Raw genomic sequence first — 14702 nt, 5'->3', positions numbered from 1 at the left:
GCCCCCGCGCTCTCACCCCTGTGCCCGCACCGCCGCCAGGACGTCCAGCCCCAGCGCCGGGTCGGCGTCCTCCGGGAGGCTGACGGACAGCCGGGTGAAGAGGCCCGCGTAGCGGCGGGTGATCTCGCGGGCGACGTCCTCCACCGGGCCGGACACCGCGAAGGCGTCGAAGACCTCGTCGTCGATCATGGCGGCCATCTCCTGCCAGCGCCCACGCACGGAGAGCGGGTGCAGGCGCTCCTGGAGGTCCTCCCAGCCGTGCTGGGCGAGCACCGGGCGGTAGGCGGGCGTCGACGCGTAGAAGGCGAGCCGCTCGCGGACGGCGGCGCGGTTGGCGGCCAGTTCCTCCTCCGTCCGCCCGGTGGCGGTGAGGACGCTCCCGGCGATCTCGAACGGGCGCGCCGTCCACGCGGCGCCCTCCGCCTCGGCGGCCGTCCGGGCCTCGGTCAGGCCGGGCAGCACCTGTTCGGCCAGGTAGGCGGGGGACGAGAACGGGTGGCCGAGGAAGCCGTCCGCGACGGCGCCGGCCGTGCGGGTCATGAGCGGGCCGACGCCGGCCAGGAGGATCCGGGGCACCCCGCCGGGCACCGGGTCCGGCGAGAAGACCGGGGTCATCGTCGTGTGCGTGTAGAACTCGCCGCGGAAGCGCAGCCGCGCGCCGGTCTGCCAGCTGTCCCAGATCGCGCGCACGGCGTGGACGTACTCGCGCATGCGCGTGGCGGGGCGGTCCCAGGGCATCCCGAAGCGCTTCTCGATGTGCGTCTTGACCTGCGAGCCCAGCCCGATGACGGCACGTCCGCCGGAGGCCGCGTGCAGGCCCCACGCCTGGTAGGCGAGCGTCATCGGGGTGCGGGCGAAGGCGACCGCGATGCCGGTGGCGAGCTCGATGCGCTCGGTCCGGTCGGCGGCGCGGGCGAGCTGGAGGAACGGGTCGTACGCGGTCTCGGCGACGACCAGCCGGTCCATGCCGCGGCGCTCGGCCTGCTCGGCGGCGTCCAGGATGCCCGCCGGGTGCCCGGAGGCGGTGGCGTCGAGGCGGAGGGCGGCGGTCGGGCGGTCCATGGCGGGGCTCCTGGTCACGGGCTTCGGCGGTACGTCGGTGGTACGCCGCCAGCCTGCCATGCCCTCACCTGCCGGGTGGCCCGGCTCCCCGGCTCCCGGGTCGGCCGTGTGCCGGGCCGGGCGCTTGCCCACCCGTACGACCTCGCCGGTCAGGCTCCGCCCTCGGGGAACTCGCCCACGGGGAACTCGGCCAGGTAGGCGTGCAGTGCCGCCGCGCCCGCCAGCAGGGCCAGGCCGCGCGCCGTCAGACGGTCGCGCCACTCGCCCAGCGTCGCCCGGAGGGGCTCCGGCCCACCCGCCGTCCGGACGCGTTCCAGCACCTGCGCGATGCGCTCCAGGCCGTGTCCACCACGGCGCAGCTGGTGGGCCAGCAGGGCGTCGCGCACATCGGCGGGGGCGTACACACGGTAGCCGGTGCGCGCGTCGCGCCGGGGCACGACCAGGCCCGTGCGCTCCCACGTGCGCAGGGTCGCCGGGCGCAGGCCGAGGCGGTGCGCGAGCGGGCCGATGAACGTGCCGCCGGGTTCGGGGTCGGGTGTCGGTTCGGGGGCGCGTGTCGGATCCGGGCCCACTGGCGGCACGAGGTCGTGCAGCGCCTCCTCCACCGCGTCCAACGTGGCGCGATCACCGGCCAGTTGCGCATGCCCGGCGTCGATCAGCCGCAGCGCCTCGTCGACCTCGCCCGCGTGCACGGCCCGCATGACGGCCCCCGCCGTCGCGTGGCCGTGCCCGGGCAGCAGCGCCAGGAACGCCCTGAGCGCCGCGGCGTGGCGCGGGCCGTAGACGCGGTAGCCGCTCGCCGTGCGCCCGGCCGGCGGCAGGAAACCCGCCTCCTCGTAGTTGCGCACCGCCTGCGTGGACAGGCCGTGCTCGCGCGCCAGATCGACGGGTCGCAGCGTCACTTTGAGACTTCACTCCCCTCTCACCGCGCAAAATGGCACCAAAGTTTACACAAGAGCTTGAACGATACAGTTGAAGCCATGACCGCATCGATCCGGGACGCGGCCCGTCCCTTCTCTGGCCACGCCCTCACCGCGCTCCTCTCCCCCGCCACCCGCCTCCTCGGCCTCGGCGAGCCCACCCACGGCGTCGAGGCCTTTCCCGAGCTGCGCAACGAGCTGTTCCGCCACCTCGTCGAGTACGAGGGCTACCGCTCGATCGCCATCGAGAGCGACTGCCTCACCGGTCTCGTCGTCGACGCGTACGTCACCGACGGCGTCGGCACGCTCGACGACGCCGTCGCCCACGGCTTCAGCCACGGCTTCGGCGCCTCGCCCGCCAATCGTGAACTCCTGTGCTGGATCAGCGAGTTCAACCGGCAGCACCCGTACGCCGAGCGGGTCCGCTTCTACGGCTTCGACGGCCCGCTGGAGATCACCGGCGCCGCCTGCCCGCGCCCGTCCCTGCTCGCGCTGCACGACTACGTCGCCGCCCACCTCGACCCGCCGTACGACCGCACGACCCTCGACGCCCTCCTCGGCGACGACGGCCGCTGGACGGACGAGGCCATCATGTACGACCCGGCCAAATCCATCGGCCGCACCCCCCAGGCCCGTGAACTGCGCGTGATCGCCGATGACTTGAGTGCACTCCTCACCGCACACGCTCCCCACCTGACGACCGCGACCTCCCCCGACGCCTTCTGGCGCGCCGAGCTGCACGCCCGCACCACCATCGGGCTCCTGCGCTACCACGCCGCCATGGCCGACACCGGTCCCTCCCGCATCGCCATGCTCCTGTCCCGGCGGGACGCGATGATGGCCGACAACCTCGACGCCGTCCTCCGCCGCGAGGAGCACCGCGGCCCGACGCTCGCCTACGCCCACAACGGCCACCTCCAGCGGGAGGAGAGCAGCATGCGCTTCGCCGGCCGGCTCACCCGGTGGTGGAGCGCGGGCGCGATCATCGGCACCCGCCTCGGCGACCGGTACGCCTACGCGGCCACCACCTTCGGCAGCCGCGGCTCCGACGTCCCGCCGGCCGACACGCTCGAAGGGCTCCTGTCGACGCTCCCGCACGACACGTCCGTCCTCGAACCGGCCCAACTCGCGCGATTCACACCGCACCTGACGCCGCGCGTACCGGCCGACCACACCTACGCCGCCCTCGATCCCGCCACCACCGGCCAGGCCGACGCGATCGTCTTCGTCCGCGACATCCGGTAGTCCCCGGCGGCGGGTCGGTGCCTCCGACGTCCGCGAAGGCTCGATACGGTGGCCGGAGCGGACCGGCGGCGCCCGACCGCTGTGGGGCGGGCGCCGCCGGTACCGCGATTCCCCATCGCCGGCCAACTCCGGCGACCAGCCGGGCGGATCAGCCCAGCAGGCGCAGCAGCTCCTCGGCCGCCCCCGCCGACGACGCCGGGTTCTGGCCCGTCACCAGGTTGCGGTCGACGACGACGTGCGGCGCCCACGGCTCGCCCGCGGCGAAGTCCACGCCCAGCTCGACCAGCCGGTCCTGGAGCAGCCACGGCGCCTTGTCCGCGAGACCCGCCTGGCGCTCCTCGTCGTTGGTGAAGGCGGTGATCCGGTAGCCGGCGAACGGCGACCCGCCGTCCTCCGTCCGCGCGGCCAGCAGCGCCGCCGGGCCGTGGCACACGACGCCGAGCGGGCGGCCGGAGGCGAGCGCCCTGGTCAGCAGCCGGCCGGACTCGGGGCTGACCGCCAGGTCCTCCATCGGGCCGTGGCCGCCCGGGTAGAACACGGCGTCGTAGTCGGCCGGGTCGGTGTCCTCCAGCTTCACCGGCCGCCGCAGCTCGGCGACGGCGGCGATCGCCTCGGCCGTCGCCTCGTCGGGCACGCTCGCCCGGTCGGCGACCGGCACCACGGCGCCCGGGGTGGCCACGGTGACCTGGTGGCCGGCCTCGGTGAAGGCGCGGTACGGCACGAGGACCTCCTCGGCCCAGTAGCCGGTCGGGTGCGCGGTGCCGTCGTTCAGCGTCCAGACGTCGGCGCCGGTCACGACGAACAGGATGGTGGCCATGGTGCAGTCTCCAGGGGTGCGGTCCGACGCTCCGGCGGTCCTCCGCCGGAGTGCTCACGGCCCGACGCTAGACGCGCTCCACCATCGCCCACCAATGGCCCGGACGATGTCCGGTATTGGAAATCCGATGGCTCCGGACCACGCCCCGGCCATCGCCGTCCCGTAGGCTCGCGCCATGAGCGATCGGGAAATCCATGGCTCCGGCCCGTTGGACCTGAACCAGCTGCGGACCTTCCTCGCCGTCCACCGCGCCGGCTCGTTCACGGCCGCCGCCCACCGGCTCGGACTGTCCCAGTCGACGGTCACCGCGCAGATCCGCGCGCTGGAGCAGCGGCTCGGCCGGGAGCTGTTCGAGCGCGGCGCCCGCGGCGTCGCCGCCCTGCCGTACGCGGACGACCTCGCCGCCCGCCTCGCCGACCCCCTCGACCGGCTCGCCGACGCCACCGGCGAGCGGGCGGGCGGCACCCCCGAGCCCGTGCACCTCGCCGGGCCCGCCGAGTACCTGGGCACCGTCCTGCTCCCCGCGCTCGCACCGCTCGTCGCCGACGGCGTCCAGTTGCGCGTGACCACCGGCCTCACCGACCCCCTGCTCGCCGAGCTGCGCGCCGGGCGGCACGACCTGGTCGTCGCCACCCGGCGCCCGCGCGGCCGGACGCTGCACGCGGAACCGCTCGCCGACGAGGAGTTCGTCCTCGTCGCGGCACCGGCCTGGGCGCAGCGCCTGGACGGCCGGAAGCTGCCCGCCGCCCTCGCGGAAGTCCCGCTGCTCAGCTACGCCGCGGACCTCCCGATCGCCCGCCGGTACTGGCGGCACGTGTTCGGCGAGCGCCTGCACGCCCGCGCCGCCCTCACCGCCCCCGACCTGCGGGCGGTCGTCAACGCGACGGCGGCGGGCGCCGGCTGGAGCGTCCTGCCGAGCTACCTGTGCCGCGCCGAACTCGCCTCGGGCGCGCTGCGCCTGCTGCACCGGCCGGAGGACCCGCCGATCAACACCGCGTACCTGGTGCAGCGTCCCGCCGCGTCCGCCAATCCGCACGTCGCCCTGGTCCGCGAGCGGCTCGTCGCGGCCGCGCACACCTGCTGAGGCCCCTTCGCCAGGGTTCCGTCAAGATCGGCGGTCAGTTCACAAAGGGGGGCTACGCTACTGGTGGTTCGTAGCGGCACCTACCGGGAGGGAGGCGAGAGAAATGGACTCCAGTAGTAGTCCGGGCCACAGTCGGCCCTGTTCCCCGCTTTCCGCACCCCGCCCCGGCGCGCGCTGACGCCAGTCGGTCCGCTCGCGCGCGCCCTCCCCCCGGCCCTCGGCCGTCGGAGGTTCGCCATGACCCGCCTGTCCTTCCCGCGCTTCTCCCCGTCGCACGCCCCCACCCGCGGCACCGGCCTGCTGCGCGGCCTGCGCCGCACGTCCCCGCACCTGCCGCCGCTCGGCGCGCTGCCCGCCGACGCCCCCATCGTCCGCGGCAGGCTGCGGCTGACCCTGCAGGACGGCACCCCGCGCCTGTACCTGCTCGACCACCGCGACTTCGCCGCCACCACGTCCCCCGACGTGGCGTACGACGCCCGCGTGCAGACCGCCTACCTGTTCGCGCTCCAGGGCCACGGCCCCGACTGCCTCGCGCGGCACCTCGGTCTCCCGCTCACCGCCGCCGAGGCCATCGCCGCGCATGCCGCCCGCGCCAGTGCGCCCGGCGCCGCCGGAGCACCCGGCACCGCCGGCATTGCCCGCGCCATCCCACAGGCATGAAGCCCGGGCGTCAGATCGCCAGGTCCCGCCGCTCCAGCAGCCGGAACGCGGCGAGCAGCCCGACCGCGCCGACGCCCACCAGGACGCCCAACGAGTGCCACGGCACGCCCCCGTGGGCCAGGACGTCGCCGGGCGCGTAGTAGTGGAACGGGCTCAGGTACCGCAGCGGCGCGGCGGGGGACCACGCCAGGGCGATGAAGTTGAGCGCGAAGCCGACCGCGCCGAGGGCCACCGCCGCGCCGATCACGTACGCGCGGCGGCGGCTGAACGCCGAGACCGCGAGCACCGGACCGGTCAGGCTGAACGCCAGTGCGCAGCCCATCAGTCCGGCCGCGAACACCCCGCCCTCGGACACGGCCGCGCGCAGCGTCGGCGAGAACGCGACCCCGAGCGCGATGGTCAGCGTCGCCGCCGCGTTGAGCAGGACCGACGCCGCCACGAGGGCGCCGGCCCGTTCGGCGAGCAGGCGGCGCCGCGAGAGCGGACGGGTCATCAGGAGCTCGATGGTGCCGGACTCGACGTCGGCCGCGACGGCGGCGGCGCCGAGCGAGCCGATGACGGTCAGGTGCAGCGCGATCCAGAACGGGTGGGTGAGTCCGGCGCCGAGCAGCCCCGGGTAGCTGGCGATGGAGACGTCGCCGTTGGAACCGCTGAAGGCCTTGAACGCGCCGGGCGGGGTGCGGCGGGCGCCGAACAGGTCGCCGTGCGGGACGGTGCTGGTGATCACGGTGATCAGGGTCTCGAAGACGACCATGCCGAACAGCAGCCCGAGCAGCATCCGGCGCCGCCGGTGCAGGGCGAGCCAGACCAGCGGGAGGCGGCGGTTGACGGTGCGCGCGATCACGGCCGCTCCTCCGGCTCTTCCGCCGGCGGCTCGTCCGCTTGCGACTCTTCCTCTTCCGGCTCTTCCTCTTCCGGCTCTTCCGAGTTGCGGTAGAGGTCGAGGAACGCCTCGTCCAGTCCCGCCTCCTCGACGGTGAGGTCCGCCACCGGCAACGCCCCGAGCAACTCCCTGACCGTCTCGACGAGTTCGTCCGGTGGTACCACCAACTCCACGCGCTGCCCCTCCCACCGCGGGGACCACCGGTCGGCGGCGCCGAGCGGCCGGGCGCCCCACCCGTCGGCGAGGACGAGCCGCACCCGCCGCGCCCGCGCCTGGCGCAGCTCGGCGACCGAGCGGACGGTCACCAGCCGCCCGCGCCGGACGATCGCCACCCGCTCGCACGTGCGCTGCACCTCGGGCAGGACGTGGCTGGAGAGCAGGACGGTCCGCCCGGCGGCGGTCTCCTCGGCGAGCAGTTCGAAGAACGTCTCCTGGACGAGCGGGTCGAGGCCCTCGGTCGGTTCGTCCAGCACCACGACGCCGGGCCGGTGCTGGAGCGCCTGGATGAGCCCCAGCTTCTGCTTCATCCCGCGCGAGTACTCCCCCACGGCCCGCCCGAGGTCGGCGCGGGTGAGGGCGAGCCGCTCGCACAGCTCGCGCCGGCGGGGCACCGGGGCGCCCTGGAGTGCGGCGAGGAGGTCGAGCGTCTGCTGCCCGGTGAGCTCGGGGTAGAGCCGCAGTTCGCCGGGCAGGTAGCCGATCGACGGCGCGAGCCGGCGGTGGTCGGCCACCGGGTCGAGGCCGAGCACCCGCACCCGGCCGCCGGAGGGCTGGAGCAGCCCGACCAGGCAGCGCAGCGTGGTCGTCTTGCCCGCGCCGTTCGGCCCGAGCAGGCCGAAGACCTCCCCGGCGGCGACCTCGACGTCCAGCCGGTCGATGCCGACGGTGGCGCCGTACCGCTTGGTGAGCTCGCGCAGTTCGATCACCGGTCTGCTGCTGGGCATGGCCCGCACCTCCGCTCGCGGCCCCGCGGCCCTCGACGGGCCCGGTCCCGGGCCCGACCCCGGGACATCAAAGCCTTCCCCGCGGAAGGTGTCGAGCAACACCGCCGGACGGGCGCGGCGCTCAACCCGTGCAGACGCCCGGCGGCGCCACGCACAGCAACGGCGCTCAGCCCTTGCAGACGCCCAGCGGCACCAGCCGGGCCACCCGGCGCGCCAGCCCGGCCTCCTCGGTGACGGCGGCCACCGCGTCCACGTCCTTGTACGCCTGCGGCGTCTCCTCCGCGAGCGCCCGGTAGGAGGCGGGCCGGACGGCGATCCCGCGCGCCTCCAGCTCGCCGTGCAGCGTCTCGCCCCGCACCGTCCGCAGCGCCTGGTGCCGGCTCCACACCCGCCCGGCCCCGTGGCAGGCGGAGTGGAACGCGTCGTTGCCGGGCAGCCCGACCATGACGTACGACGCGGTGCCCATCGTGCCGGGGACGAGCACCGGCTGGCCGGCCCGGAGGAGGTCGGCGGGCAGGTCCGGGTCCCCGGGCGGGAGCGCGCGGGTGGCGCCCTTGCGGTGGACGCACAGCCGCCGGGCGACGCCGTCCACGTCGTGCGTCTCCAGCTTGGCGAGGTTGTGCGAGACGTCGTAGACGAGCTCCAGGCCGACCCCGAGGGCCGTCGCGAAGGCGCGGCGGGCCGCCTCGGAGAGCAGCTGCCGGTTCGCCCGGCCGTAGTTGGCCGCGGCGATCATGGCGCCCAGGTACGCCCGGCCGCGCGGCGAGTCGACCGGTGTGCAGGCGAGCTGGCGGTCCGGGACGTCGATCCGGTAGCGGTGCAGCTCGCGCTCCATGGCGTGGACGTGGTCGGTGCAGACCTGGTGGCCGAGGCCGCGCGACCCGCAGTGGATCATGACGCAGACCTGCCCCGGCCGCAGCCCGAAGGCCGCCGCCGTCTCCGCGTCCCACACCGCGTCCACCGCCTGCACCTCCAGGAAGTGGTTCGCCGAGCCGAGGCTGCCGACCTGCTGCAGCCCGCGCTCGACGGCCCGCGTGCTCACCTCGCCCGGCGCGGCGCCCGCCAGGACCCCGCCGTCCTCGCAGCGCTCCAGGTCGCGCGGCACGCCGTGGCCGTGCTCGACGGCGTAGCGGGCGCCGCCGACGAGCAGCTCGTCCAGTTCCCGCGGTCCGTCCAGCCGCCACAGGCCGCCGCGCCCGAGGCCGCGCGGGACGGCCCGGTCGAGCAGGTCCATCAGCCGGCGCAGCCGCTCCGCGTCGAGCTCGTCCCGGCCGGCGCCGGCCGCCAGCAGCCGGACGCCGCACGAGATGTCGAAGCCCACCCCGCCCGGCGAGACGACGCCGCCCTGCTCGACGTCGGTCGCCGCCACGCCGCCGATCGGGAAGCCGTAGCCCCAGTGCACGTCGGGCATGGCGAAGGAGGCGCGGACGATCCCCGGCAGCGTGGCGACGTTCGCGACCTGTTCGAGGGCCTTGTCCCCGGCGGCCTGCGGCAGCAGCTCGCGGCTCGCGAACACGACGCCGGGCACGCGCATCGGCGGGGTCCGGTCGATCCGCCAGCGGTGGCGGGCCTCCTCGGTGAGCGTGATCTCCACGGCCGGTGCCTCTCAGACGTCGACGGTGACCCGGCCGGTCCAGCCGCCGGGGCCGGGCCGCAGGTCCAGGCCGTGCAGTGAGACGGCCTTCGGCACGGCGCCGACGAGCGCGGCCGTGGCGGTGTCGGCCATCTCGAAGCGCACCTCCAGGGTCCGGCCGCCGTCCGCGTCGTGGATGGCACCGAGGGCGAGCGCCGTCGGGAGTTCGCCGTCGGCGTCCATCCGGTAGACGACCTCCTCCAGGACGCCCGCGAGCAGGTCGGCGTCGCTCGCCGCGACGAGGGTGCAGGCGCGCTCGCCGGCGGGGCCGGCGGCGGTGAGGTCGGCGAAGCTGTCGACGACGCCGCGGACCAGCTCGCCGATGCAGCCCTCGGCCGTCGGCGACCACGCCTCCACCTGGAGGTCCGCCGTGTGCGGCACGGTCCGGTGGCCGCTCGCGGCACTCTCCACGACCTGCCTCCTCTGCCGTCTCCTCCCAGCGTCGACCCGTGGGGCGGGCGGCGGCAAGAGCGGGAGCGGCAAGAGCGCCGAGCAGACAGCGGCGAGTGCGGCCGGGCGGGCGGGCAGCGGCGAGTGCCGCCGGGCGGTCACCGACCGTGCACGCCCACCGCCGCCAGGTACGCCGCCGTCAGCTCCGGCGTGGCCAGCCACTCCGCGTGGTCGCTCGGCTCCGGGTAGGTGTTGACGAGCCTGCGGGCCACCGCCTCGTGCCGCGCGGCGGCCGCGAACACGCCCTGCACGTGCTCCGGCGCGGTGAGCATGGTGGCGGTGAACTCCACGGTGTGCCGGGCGTGTTGCAGCCAGAAGTCCTCGGCGGTCGCCGCCATCCAGGCCGGCGTGAAGGCGGCGTCGCCGTGCTCGACGATCGCCCGCAGGTATGCGTCGGCCGCGCGGGCGGCGCTGTTGGCTCCCTGGCCGGTGATCGGGTCGTTGACCACGACCGCGTCGCCGATGCCGAGCACGTGCACGTCCCGCGCGCCGCCGAGTGCGGCCACCGGCCGCCGCACCGTCGGCGTGACCGCCCCGAACAGGCCCGCCCCCGCGTCCGTCGGCTCCGCGTGCCGCCAGAACTCCGCCTCCCAGGGCAGGTGCTCCGCCAACAGAGCACGGATCCGGTCTAGTTGGACGTCCGGCGCGGGCGCGTCGGTGAACGCGTCCAGCGGCCCGCCGGGCACCGCCTCCCACAGCAGGATCGCGCACGGCCCGGAGAGCGTCAGGGCCGGCTGGAGGTAGAGGTCCGCGAGGCCGGGCAGCGCGTACATCCGGGCCCGCGGCTCGACGGTCGGGTCGGGGGCACCGACGCCGTGCGCGTAGAGGCAGGACAGCGACCGCTGCGGCCGGTCGAACGGCGACCGGGCCGCGTCGCGTTCGAAGACCCCGGCCGGGCCGCCGCGCCCGGCCGCGACCACCGTCAGCTCGTGCCGCTCGGCGAGCGCGCGCAGCCCGTCCCGGTCGAGCGTGCGGTACTCGACCCGGCCGCCGCGCTCGGCCAGCAGCTCCAGCCAGCGCGCCAGCTTGAGCCGCTGGTCGACGGACTGCGCGGGCTCGTCCAGCGTCGCGGTGATCTCCAGCGCCCGCACGCCCGGCGGCACGGCCAGCACCATCGTGAGCGTGTCGACGGCGGGCGCGTCGGCGGCCCACAGGTCCAGCCCGGCCGCGGCCTCGATGCGCCGCGCCGGGCCGAACATCGCCTGCGTGGACAACACCCGCCCGCCGACCAGTTGCTCGGGCGTGCGCTCGGCGACCAGCGTCACCTCGTACCCGGCCGCGACCAGTCCGAGCGCGAGCTGCAGCCCGGCCTGGCCCGCTCCGACGACGGCGATCCGACGCATGCACGCCTCCCGGGCGGCTCGACCGACTGGACGTCAGATGCGTACGGTAGTCGAACGGTAGGGCGCCGTCACCAGCCCGAACCGGACCGGCCGCGCAGGTGCGCGACGAGCAGGTCCAGCACCGCCGGAGCCTGGTCGGTCAGGTAGAAGTGCCCGCCGGGGAAGACCCGCAGGTCGAACCCGCCCGTGGTGTGCCCGGCCCACGGCCGCGCCTGCGCGACCGTCGCCCGGTCGTCGGCGTCGCCGACCAGCGCGGTGATCGGCTGCGGCACGGTGTCCCCCGGCGCGCAGCGGTACGTCTCGATCGCGGTGTAGTCGGCCCGCAGCGCCGGCAGGATCAGGGCGCGCAGCTCCGGATCGGCGAGCAGCCGCTGGTCCGTGCCGCCGAGCCGCCCGATCTCGGCGAGCAGCCCGTCGTCCGACATCAGGTGCACCTCGGTGTCCCGCGGCTCCGACGGCGCCCGCCCGGCCGACACGAACAGGTGCTCCGGCCCGGCCACCCCGTCCCGCGCGAAGCGCCGGGCGACCTCGAAGCACACCGCCGACCCCAGGCTGTGCCCGAAGAACGTCAACGGCCGGTCCGCCCAGGCCCGCAGCTCCCGGTACACGCACTCCGCGAGCTCGGCCACCGAGTCGATCCCGGGCTCCGCGAACCGGTTCTGCCGCCCCGGGTACTGCACCGCGAGCACGTCGGCGTGCGGTGCCAGCGCGGTCGCGTAGTCGACGAAGAAGCTCGCAGCACCGCCCGCGTGCGGGAAGAACACGACGCGCGAGGGCGCCGAGTCACTCGGACTGAACCGCCGGAACCACGGACTCTCGACAGCAGCACTACCGAACATGCGGGGCGACCTCTCTCAGCGGACGATCTTCTGCCACCCCCAGTCTCGCAGGACCGCCCGGCCGACCCCAGGGGTCACTCGGGCATCTCGTCGTCCGGGTCCGGGAAGTCGGCCCACGGGTCGTTGTAGGCGTCGGGGTCCGTCACCCAGCCCGCCGCGAGGACGAGGCCCGTCGTGCGGTGGACGGCGAGGAAGCCGAAGGGACGACCGAATTCCGCCTGGACGTGGCGGACGCTGTACGGCGGAAGGGCGGCAGCGCCCCCCGCCGCGACGCCCAACGCCGTGACGGCCGCGGCCCGGAAGCCGCGGGGACCGAAGGACGCGGTGGCGGTCTGGCGCGCGCTGGAGACGTACAGCGGCTCGTCGTCCTGGGAGAGGCCCGGGAGGCGGCTCTCGGTCACGGACGGGAGGCACGCCGTGGTGAGGCCGAAGAGGTCGGGGCGTTCCAGCAGGTCGTGGTCGGCCTCGACGGTGAACTGCGGGACGCAGACGCCCAGGACCGGTTCGCGCTCGTAGCTGCGCCGCCAGGCGACCGTGAGTCCTGGGCCGGGCGTGCCGGTGGGCAGGCGGTCGGCGGTGACCCGGGGGTGGCGGTGCGCCAGGATGCCGAAGCCGGCGGCGAGGACGTCGGCCGCCGGGGCGTCCGCCTCTCCGAGGAGCAGGTGGACGTCGATGTCGTTCCTGCCGAGCACCCGCACCTCGGTGACCGGCCCCGCCGGGGTGTCGGCGACGGCCGCCCGGTCGAGCAGGGAGGTGTACCGCGACAGGTACTCGACCTCGCGGCCCCACGCGTCGCCGTCCACCCGGCCGCCGACGTCGAAGCGGCGGATCCACTCGGTCCGCACGGTCAGGGCGCCGGCCAGCACGAACCGGGTGTCGTCGTCGACCTGCACCGGCATGGCGTCGATCAGCCCGTCCGTACGGCGGGACGCCCAGGCATCGAGCGCCTTGCGGTCCTGCGCGCCGTCCCCGGTCAGGCGGCCGATCACGTCCGCCGGGAGGCCCGCAAGCCACTCCGGCCGGGGCCGCACCCCCTGGGCCGTCCACAGCCCCAGCGCGGCGGATATTCCCGGCAACTCGTCCAGCAGGCCGAGCAGTTGGCGCGCCCGGTCGGCGGCGGCGTCGGCCGGCAGCCCGAGCGCGTTCTCCAAGTCCCGCCGGACGGCCGGGCTGCCCGCCGGCGCCACCAGCCCGAGCAGCGGCCACACGCCGGCGGGCATGAGCAGCGTCTGCCGCCCCTCCGCCAGCGCGTGCCCGGCCCACCGCACGCCCAGCTCGTTGACCCCGCGTACGATCCCGGCCCTGCTCATCAAGTCCCCTGTCCTCGGCCGTCGCACGGGAGCGTAGGGGTGCCCGGCCGCCCGCGGCGAGCGGTTTTCGCCACGCCCGGCAGGCGTGGTCAGCGGTCGTGGTCAGCGGGCGTGGTCGGCGGTCGCGCTCAGCGGGCGTCGTACTGCTCCCGCGTCAGCTCGTGGACGCGCACACGGCGGCCCGTGGCCGGGGTGGTCGTCTCGCGTTCCACGCGCATGCCCAGCTTGTCCATCACACGCTCCGACGCCGTGTTGCCGATCTGGGCGATGCTGACGATCCGGTCCAGGCCGCAGTCCTCGAAGCCGAAGCGGACGGCCTCCCGCGCCGCCTCGGTGGCGAAGCCCCGGCCCCAGAAGGTGCGGGCCAGGCGCCAGCCGACCTCGACGGCCGGGAGCACCTCGGGCAGGAAGCGCGGGACGGCGAGGCCGGTGAAGCCCGCCAGCTCGCCGGTCCCGCGCACCTCGACGGCGAACAGGCCGAATCCCTCCTCCTCCCACCGCTGTTCGACCAGCGTGGTGAAGCGACGGGCGGCCGGTTCCTCCAGCGGCCGGCCGTCGGCGATCCACCGCATCACCTCGGGGTCGGCGTTGATGGCCGCCATCGGGGCCACGTCCTCCTCCCGCCAGCGGCGCAGGATCAGGCGGGGCGTCTCGATCGTCACCATGAGGTCCGTTCCTTCCGGTCCGTCCGGTCCATGCGAGCGTCCTTCCGCGTGGCCGGGTGCACCGAACTCGTGGGCGTGGCCGGCACTTCGGCCGCCTCCAGGTCGGGGTGCGCGGCAGCCCCGCGCCGCGCTGCCATCACCCGCTCCGGCAAACGCCGTCGATCACCGTCGCCCATCACGAAATCCCCTCCCCCGCGAAGGGCCACGAGCCTACCCTGGACCACATGACCGCAGCCGATCCCGACTGGATCACCGTCGTCGCCTACGAGAACCTCCCGGGCAGCCCCCGCCCGATGGCGGCCGTCCGCGCTTGACTGCGCGAGCGGGGCGTCGACTGGATGCCCTGGCCGGCGAAGGACTTCCTGGTGAACCTGGTCTGCGGGCGTGACGCGGACGGACGCTGGCACGGCTGGTACGACGTCCGCCTGCCCGCGGACGCGCTGCGCCCGCTCGGCCTCCACCCCGACCAGCCGACGGCGACCGCCAACGGGCCGTCCCCGCCCGGGTGGTGGCACGCCGAGGCCGAACGCCGCGCGCGCAGCGAAGGCTGAGCCGATCATGCCCGCTGGAGCATGGTGCGATAACGCGATTGGTCTTGGAAACGACCGACTCGCACGTCATGGCGTCGAGGGAGTTCGCACACGAGGTCACCGCGAAGGGAATCCACCATGGTCACCAACGGACGCAGCAGTGGGTACACGATGGTCAAGAGGTTCCTCGCCGCCTCGTTGGCCGCAGCCGCGGATTCGTCGCGGTGGGCACCGCGGACGCCGGGCAAAAGGGCGTCGGCCGAAAGGGCGCGGGCCGAGATCCAGCGCTGACACCGCAGGCTGGGCCGCCGTCCTCC

15 protein-coding genes are annotated in these 14702 nt (G+C 75.3%); 4 read left to right on the top strand and 11 right to left on the bottom strand.

The genetic code is table 11. From position 1 onward, the window contains the following. Window positions 1–12: 12 nt before the first annotated feature. Both ACFXDE_RS08765 and ACFXDE_RS08760 read right to left on the bottom strand, forming a co-directional pair. Window positions 13–1062 (bottom strand): TIGR03617 family F420-dependent LLM class oxidoreductase, encoded by a 1050-nt coding sequence (locus ACFXDE_RS08765; RefSeq protein ID WP_380492235.1) that lies wholly within the window; start codon window positions 1060–1062, stop codon window positions 13–15. Window positions 1063–1211: 149 nt separating this feature from the next. Next, the gene (locus ACFXDE_RS08760) at window positions 1212–1964 is read right to left on the bottom strand and encodes a MerR family transcriptional regulator (RefSeq protein ID WP_380492233.1); all 753 of its coding nucleotides are present in this window, start codon (window positions 1962–1964) and stop codon (window positions 1212–1214) included. A 78-nt stretch (window positions 1965–2042) separates the two neighbouring features. Between ACFXDE_RS08760 and ACFXDE_RS08755 the strand changes: the two genes are divergently transcribed. Next, complete coding sequence (locus ACFXDE_RS08755; protein WP_380492231.1) at window positions 2043–3227, top strand: erythromycin esterase family protein; 1185 nt, start codon at window positions 2043–2045, stop codon at window positions 3225–3227. 148 nt (window positions 3228–3375) lie between these two features. On the opposite strand, the gene ACFXDE_RS08750 is transcribed toward ACFXDE_RS08755, so the two are convergent. Then, a complete protein-coding gene (locus ACFXDE_RS08750; protein WP_380492228.1) occupies window positions 3376–4044 on the bottom strand; it encodes a type 1 glutamine amidotransferase domain-containing protein in 669 nt (222 codons plus the stop codon). 175 nt (window positions 4045–4219) lie between these two features. Here ACFXDE_RS08750 and ACFXDE_RS08745 point away from each other — a divergent pair, with 175 nt between their 5' ends. Continuing rightward, window positions 4220–5128, top strand: a complete 909-nt coding sequence (locus tag ACFXDE_RS08745) for a LysR family transcriptional regulator (RefSeq protein WP_380492226.1) — start codon at window positions 4220–4222, stop codon at window positions 5126–5128. Window positions 5129–5365: 237 nt separating this feature from the next. Next, window positions 5366–5788: a hypothetical protein gene (locus tag ACFXDE_RS08740; protein ID WP_380492223.1), complete on the top strand. Its 423-nt coding sequence runs from the start codon at window positions 5366–5368 to the stop codon at window positions 5786–5788. A 10-nt stretch (window positions 5789–5798) separates the two neighbouring features. Here the strand turns inward: ACFXDE_RS08740 and ACFXDE_RS08735 are convergent, their stop codons facing one another. The 8 genes from ACFXDE_RS08735 to ACFXDE_RS08700 all read right to left on the bottom strand — a co-directional run bounded on the left by ACFXDE_RS08735 (window position 5799) and on the right by ACFXDE_RS08700 (window position 13855). Beyond that, window positions 5799–6632, bottom strand: coding sequence for an ABC transporter permease (locus ACFXDE_RS08735; RefSeq protein WP_380492221.1), 834 nt, complete (start codon window positions 6630–6632; stop codon window positions 5799–5801). After that, window positions 6629–7615 (bottom strand): ABC transporter ATP-binding protein, encoded by a 987-nt coding sequence (locus ACFXDE_RS08730; protein WP_380492219.1) that lies wholly within the window; start codon window positions 7613–7615, stop codon window positions 6629–6631. Before ACFXDE_RS08730 ends, ACFXDE_RS08735 begins: the two co-directional genes overlap by 4 nt. Window positions 7616–7781: 166 nt before the next feature. Continuing rightward, complete coding sequence (locus ACFXDE_RS08725; protein ID WP_380492216.1) at window positions 7782–9209, bottom strand: RtcB family protein; 1428 nt, start codon at window positions 9207–9209, stop codon at window positions 7782–7784. A 12-nt stretch (window positions 9210–9221) separates the two neighbouring features. Continuing rightward, window positions 9222–9659, bottom strand: a complete 438-nt coding sequence (locus tag ACFXDE_RS08720; RefSeq protein ID WP_380492214.1) for an archease — start codon at window positions 9657–9659, stop codon at window positions 9222–9224. A 137-nt stretch (window positions 9660–9796) separates the two neighbouring features. After that, on the bottom strand, window positions 9797–11041 hold the full coding sequence (locus ACFXDE_RS08715; protein WP_380492211.1) for a styrene monooxygenase/indole monooxygenase family protein: 1245 nt from the start codon (window positions 11039–11041) through the stop codon (window positions 9797–9799). A 68-nt stretch (window positions 11042–11109) separates the two neighbouring features. Then, window positions 11110–11880, bottom strand: coding sequence for a thioesterase II family protein (locus ACFXDE_RS08710; RefSeq protein WP_380437149.1), 771 nt, complete (start codon window positions 11878–11880; stop codon window positions 11110–11112). A gap of 74 nt (window positions 11881–11954) precedes the next feature. After that, a complete protein-coding gene (locus ACFXDE_RS08705; RefSeq protein ID WP_380492208.1) occupies window positions 11955–13190 on the bottom strand; it encodes a serpin family protein in 1236 nt (411 codons plus the stop codon). 128 nt (window positions 13191–13318) lie between these two features. Then, complete coding sequence (locus ACFXDE_RS08700; protein WP_380492206.1) at window positions 13319–13855, bottom strand: GNAT family N-acetyltransferase; 537 nt, start codon at window positions 13853–13855, stop codon at window positions 13319–13321. A gap of 338 nt (window positions 13856–14193) precedes the next feature. On the opposite strand from ACFXDE_RS08700, the gene ACFXDE_RS08695 reads away from it, so the two are divergent. Beyond that, a complete protein-coding gene (locus tag ACFXDE_RS08695) occupies window positions 14194–14406 on the top strand; it encodes a hypothetical protein (RefSeq protein WP_380492204.1) in 213 nt (70 codons plus the stop codon). Window positions 14407–14702: the final 296 nt, after the last annotated feature.

The organism is Kitasatospora sp. NPDC059408 (assembly GCF_042751525.1).
Taxonomy (GTDB): Bacteria; Actinomycetota; Actinomycetes; order Streptomycetales; family Streptomycetaceae; genus Kitasatospora.
This window is presented reverse-complemented; position numbering and strand designations above follow the sequence as displayed.

Excerpts from the sequence above, each read along its gene's own strand:
- ACFXDE_RS08700 (WP_380492206.1), bottom strand. The coding sequence starts at position 13,855 with ATGGTGACGATCGAGACGCCCCGCCTGATCCTGCGCCGCTGGCGGGAG.
- ACFXDE_RS08715 (WP_380492211.1), bottom strand. The coding sequence starts at position 11,041 with ATGCGTCGGATCGCCGTCGTCGGAGCGGGCCAGGCCGGGCTGCAGCTC.
- ACFXDE_RS08740 (WP_380492223.1), top strand. The coding sequence starts at position 5,366 with ATGACCCGCCTGTCCTTCCCGCGCTTCTCCCCGTCGCACGCCCCCACC.
- ACFXDE_RS08745 (WP_380492226.1), top strand. The coding sequence starts at position 4,220 with ATGAGCGATCGGGAAATCCATGGCTCCGGCCCGTTGGACCTGAACCAG.
- ACFXDE_RS08695 (WP_380492204.1), top strand. The coding sequence starts at position 14,194 with ATGCCCTGGCCGGCGAAGGACTTCCTGGTGAACCTGGTCTGCGGGCGT.
- ACFXDE_RS08705 (WP_380492208.1), bottom strand. The coding sequence starts at position 13,190 with ATGAGCAGGGCCGGGATCGTACGCGGGGTCAACGAGCTGGGCGTGCGG.
- ACFXDE_RS08730 (WP_380492219.1), bottom strand. The coding sequence starts at position 7,615 with ATGCCCAGCAGCAGACCGGTGATCGAACTGCGCGAGCTCACCAAGCGG.
- ACFXDE_RS08710 (WP_380437149.1), bottom strand. The coding sequence starts at position 11,880 with ATGTTCGGTAGTGCTGCTGTCGAGAGTCCGTGGTTCCGGCGGTTCAGT.
- ACFXDE_RS08765 (WP_380492235.1), bottom strand. The coding sequence starts at position 1,062 with ATGGACCGCCCGACCGCCGCCCTCCGCCTCGACGCCACCGCCTCCGGG.
- ACFXDE_RS08755 (WP_380492231.1), top strand. The coding sequence starts at position 2,043 with ATGACCGCATCGATCCGGGACGCGGCCCGTCCCTTCTCTGGCCACGCC.
- ACFXDE_RS08750 (WP_380492228.1), bottom strand. The coding sequence starts at position 4,044 with ATGGCCACCATCCTGTTCGTCGTGACCGGCGCCGACGTCTGGACGCTG.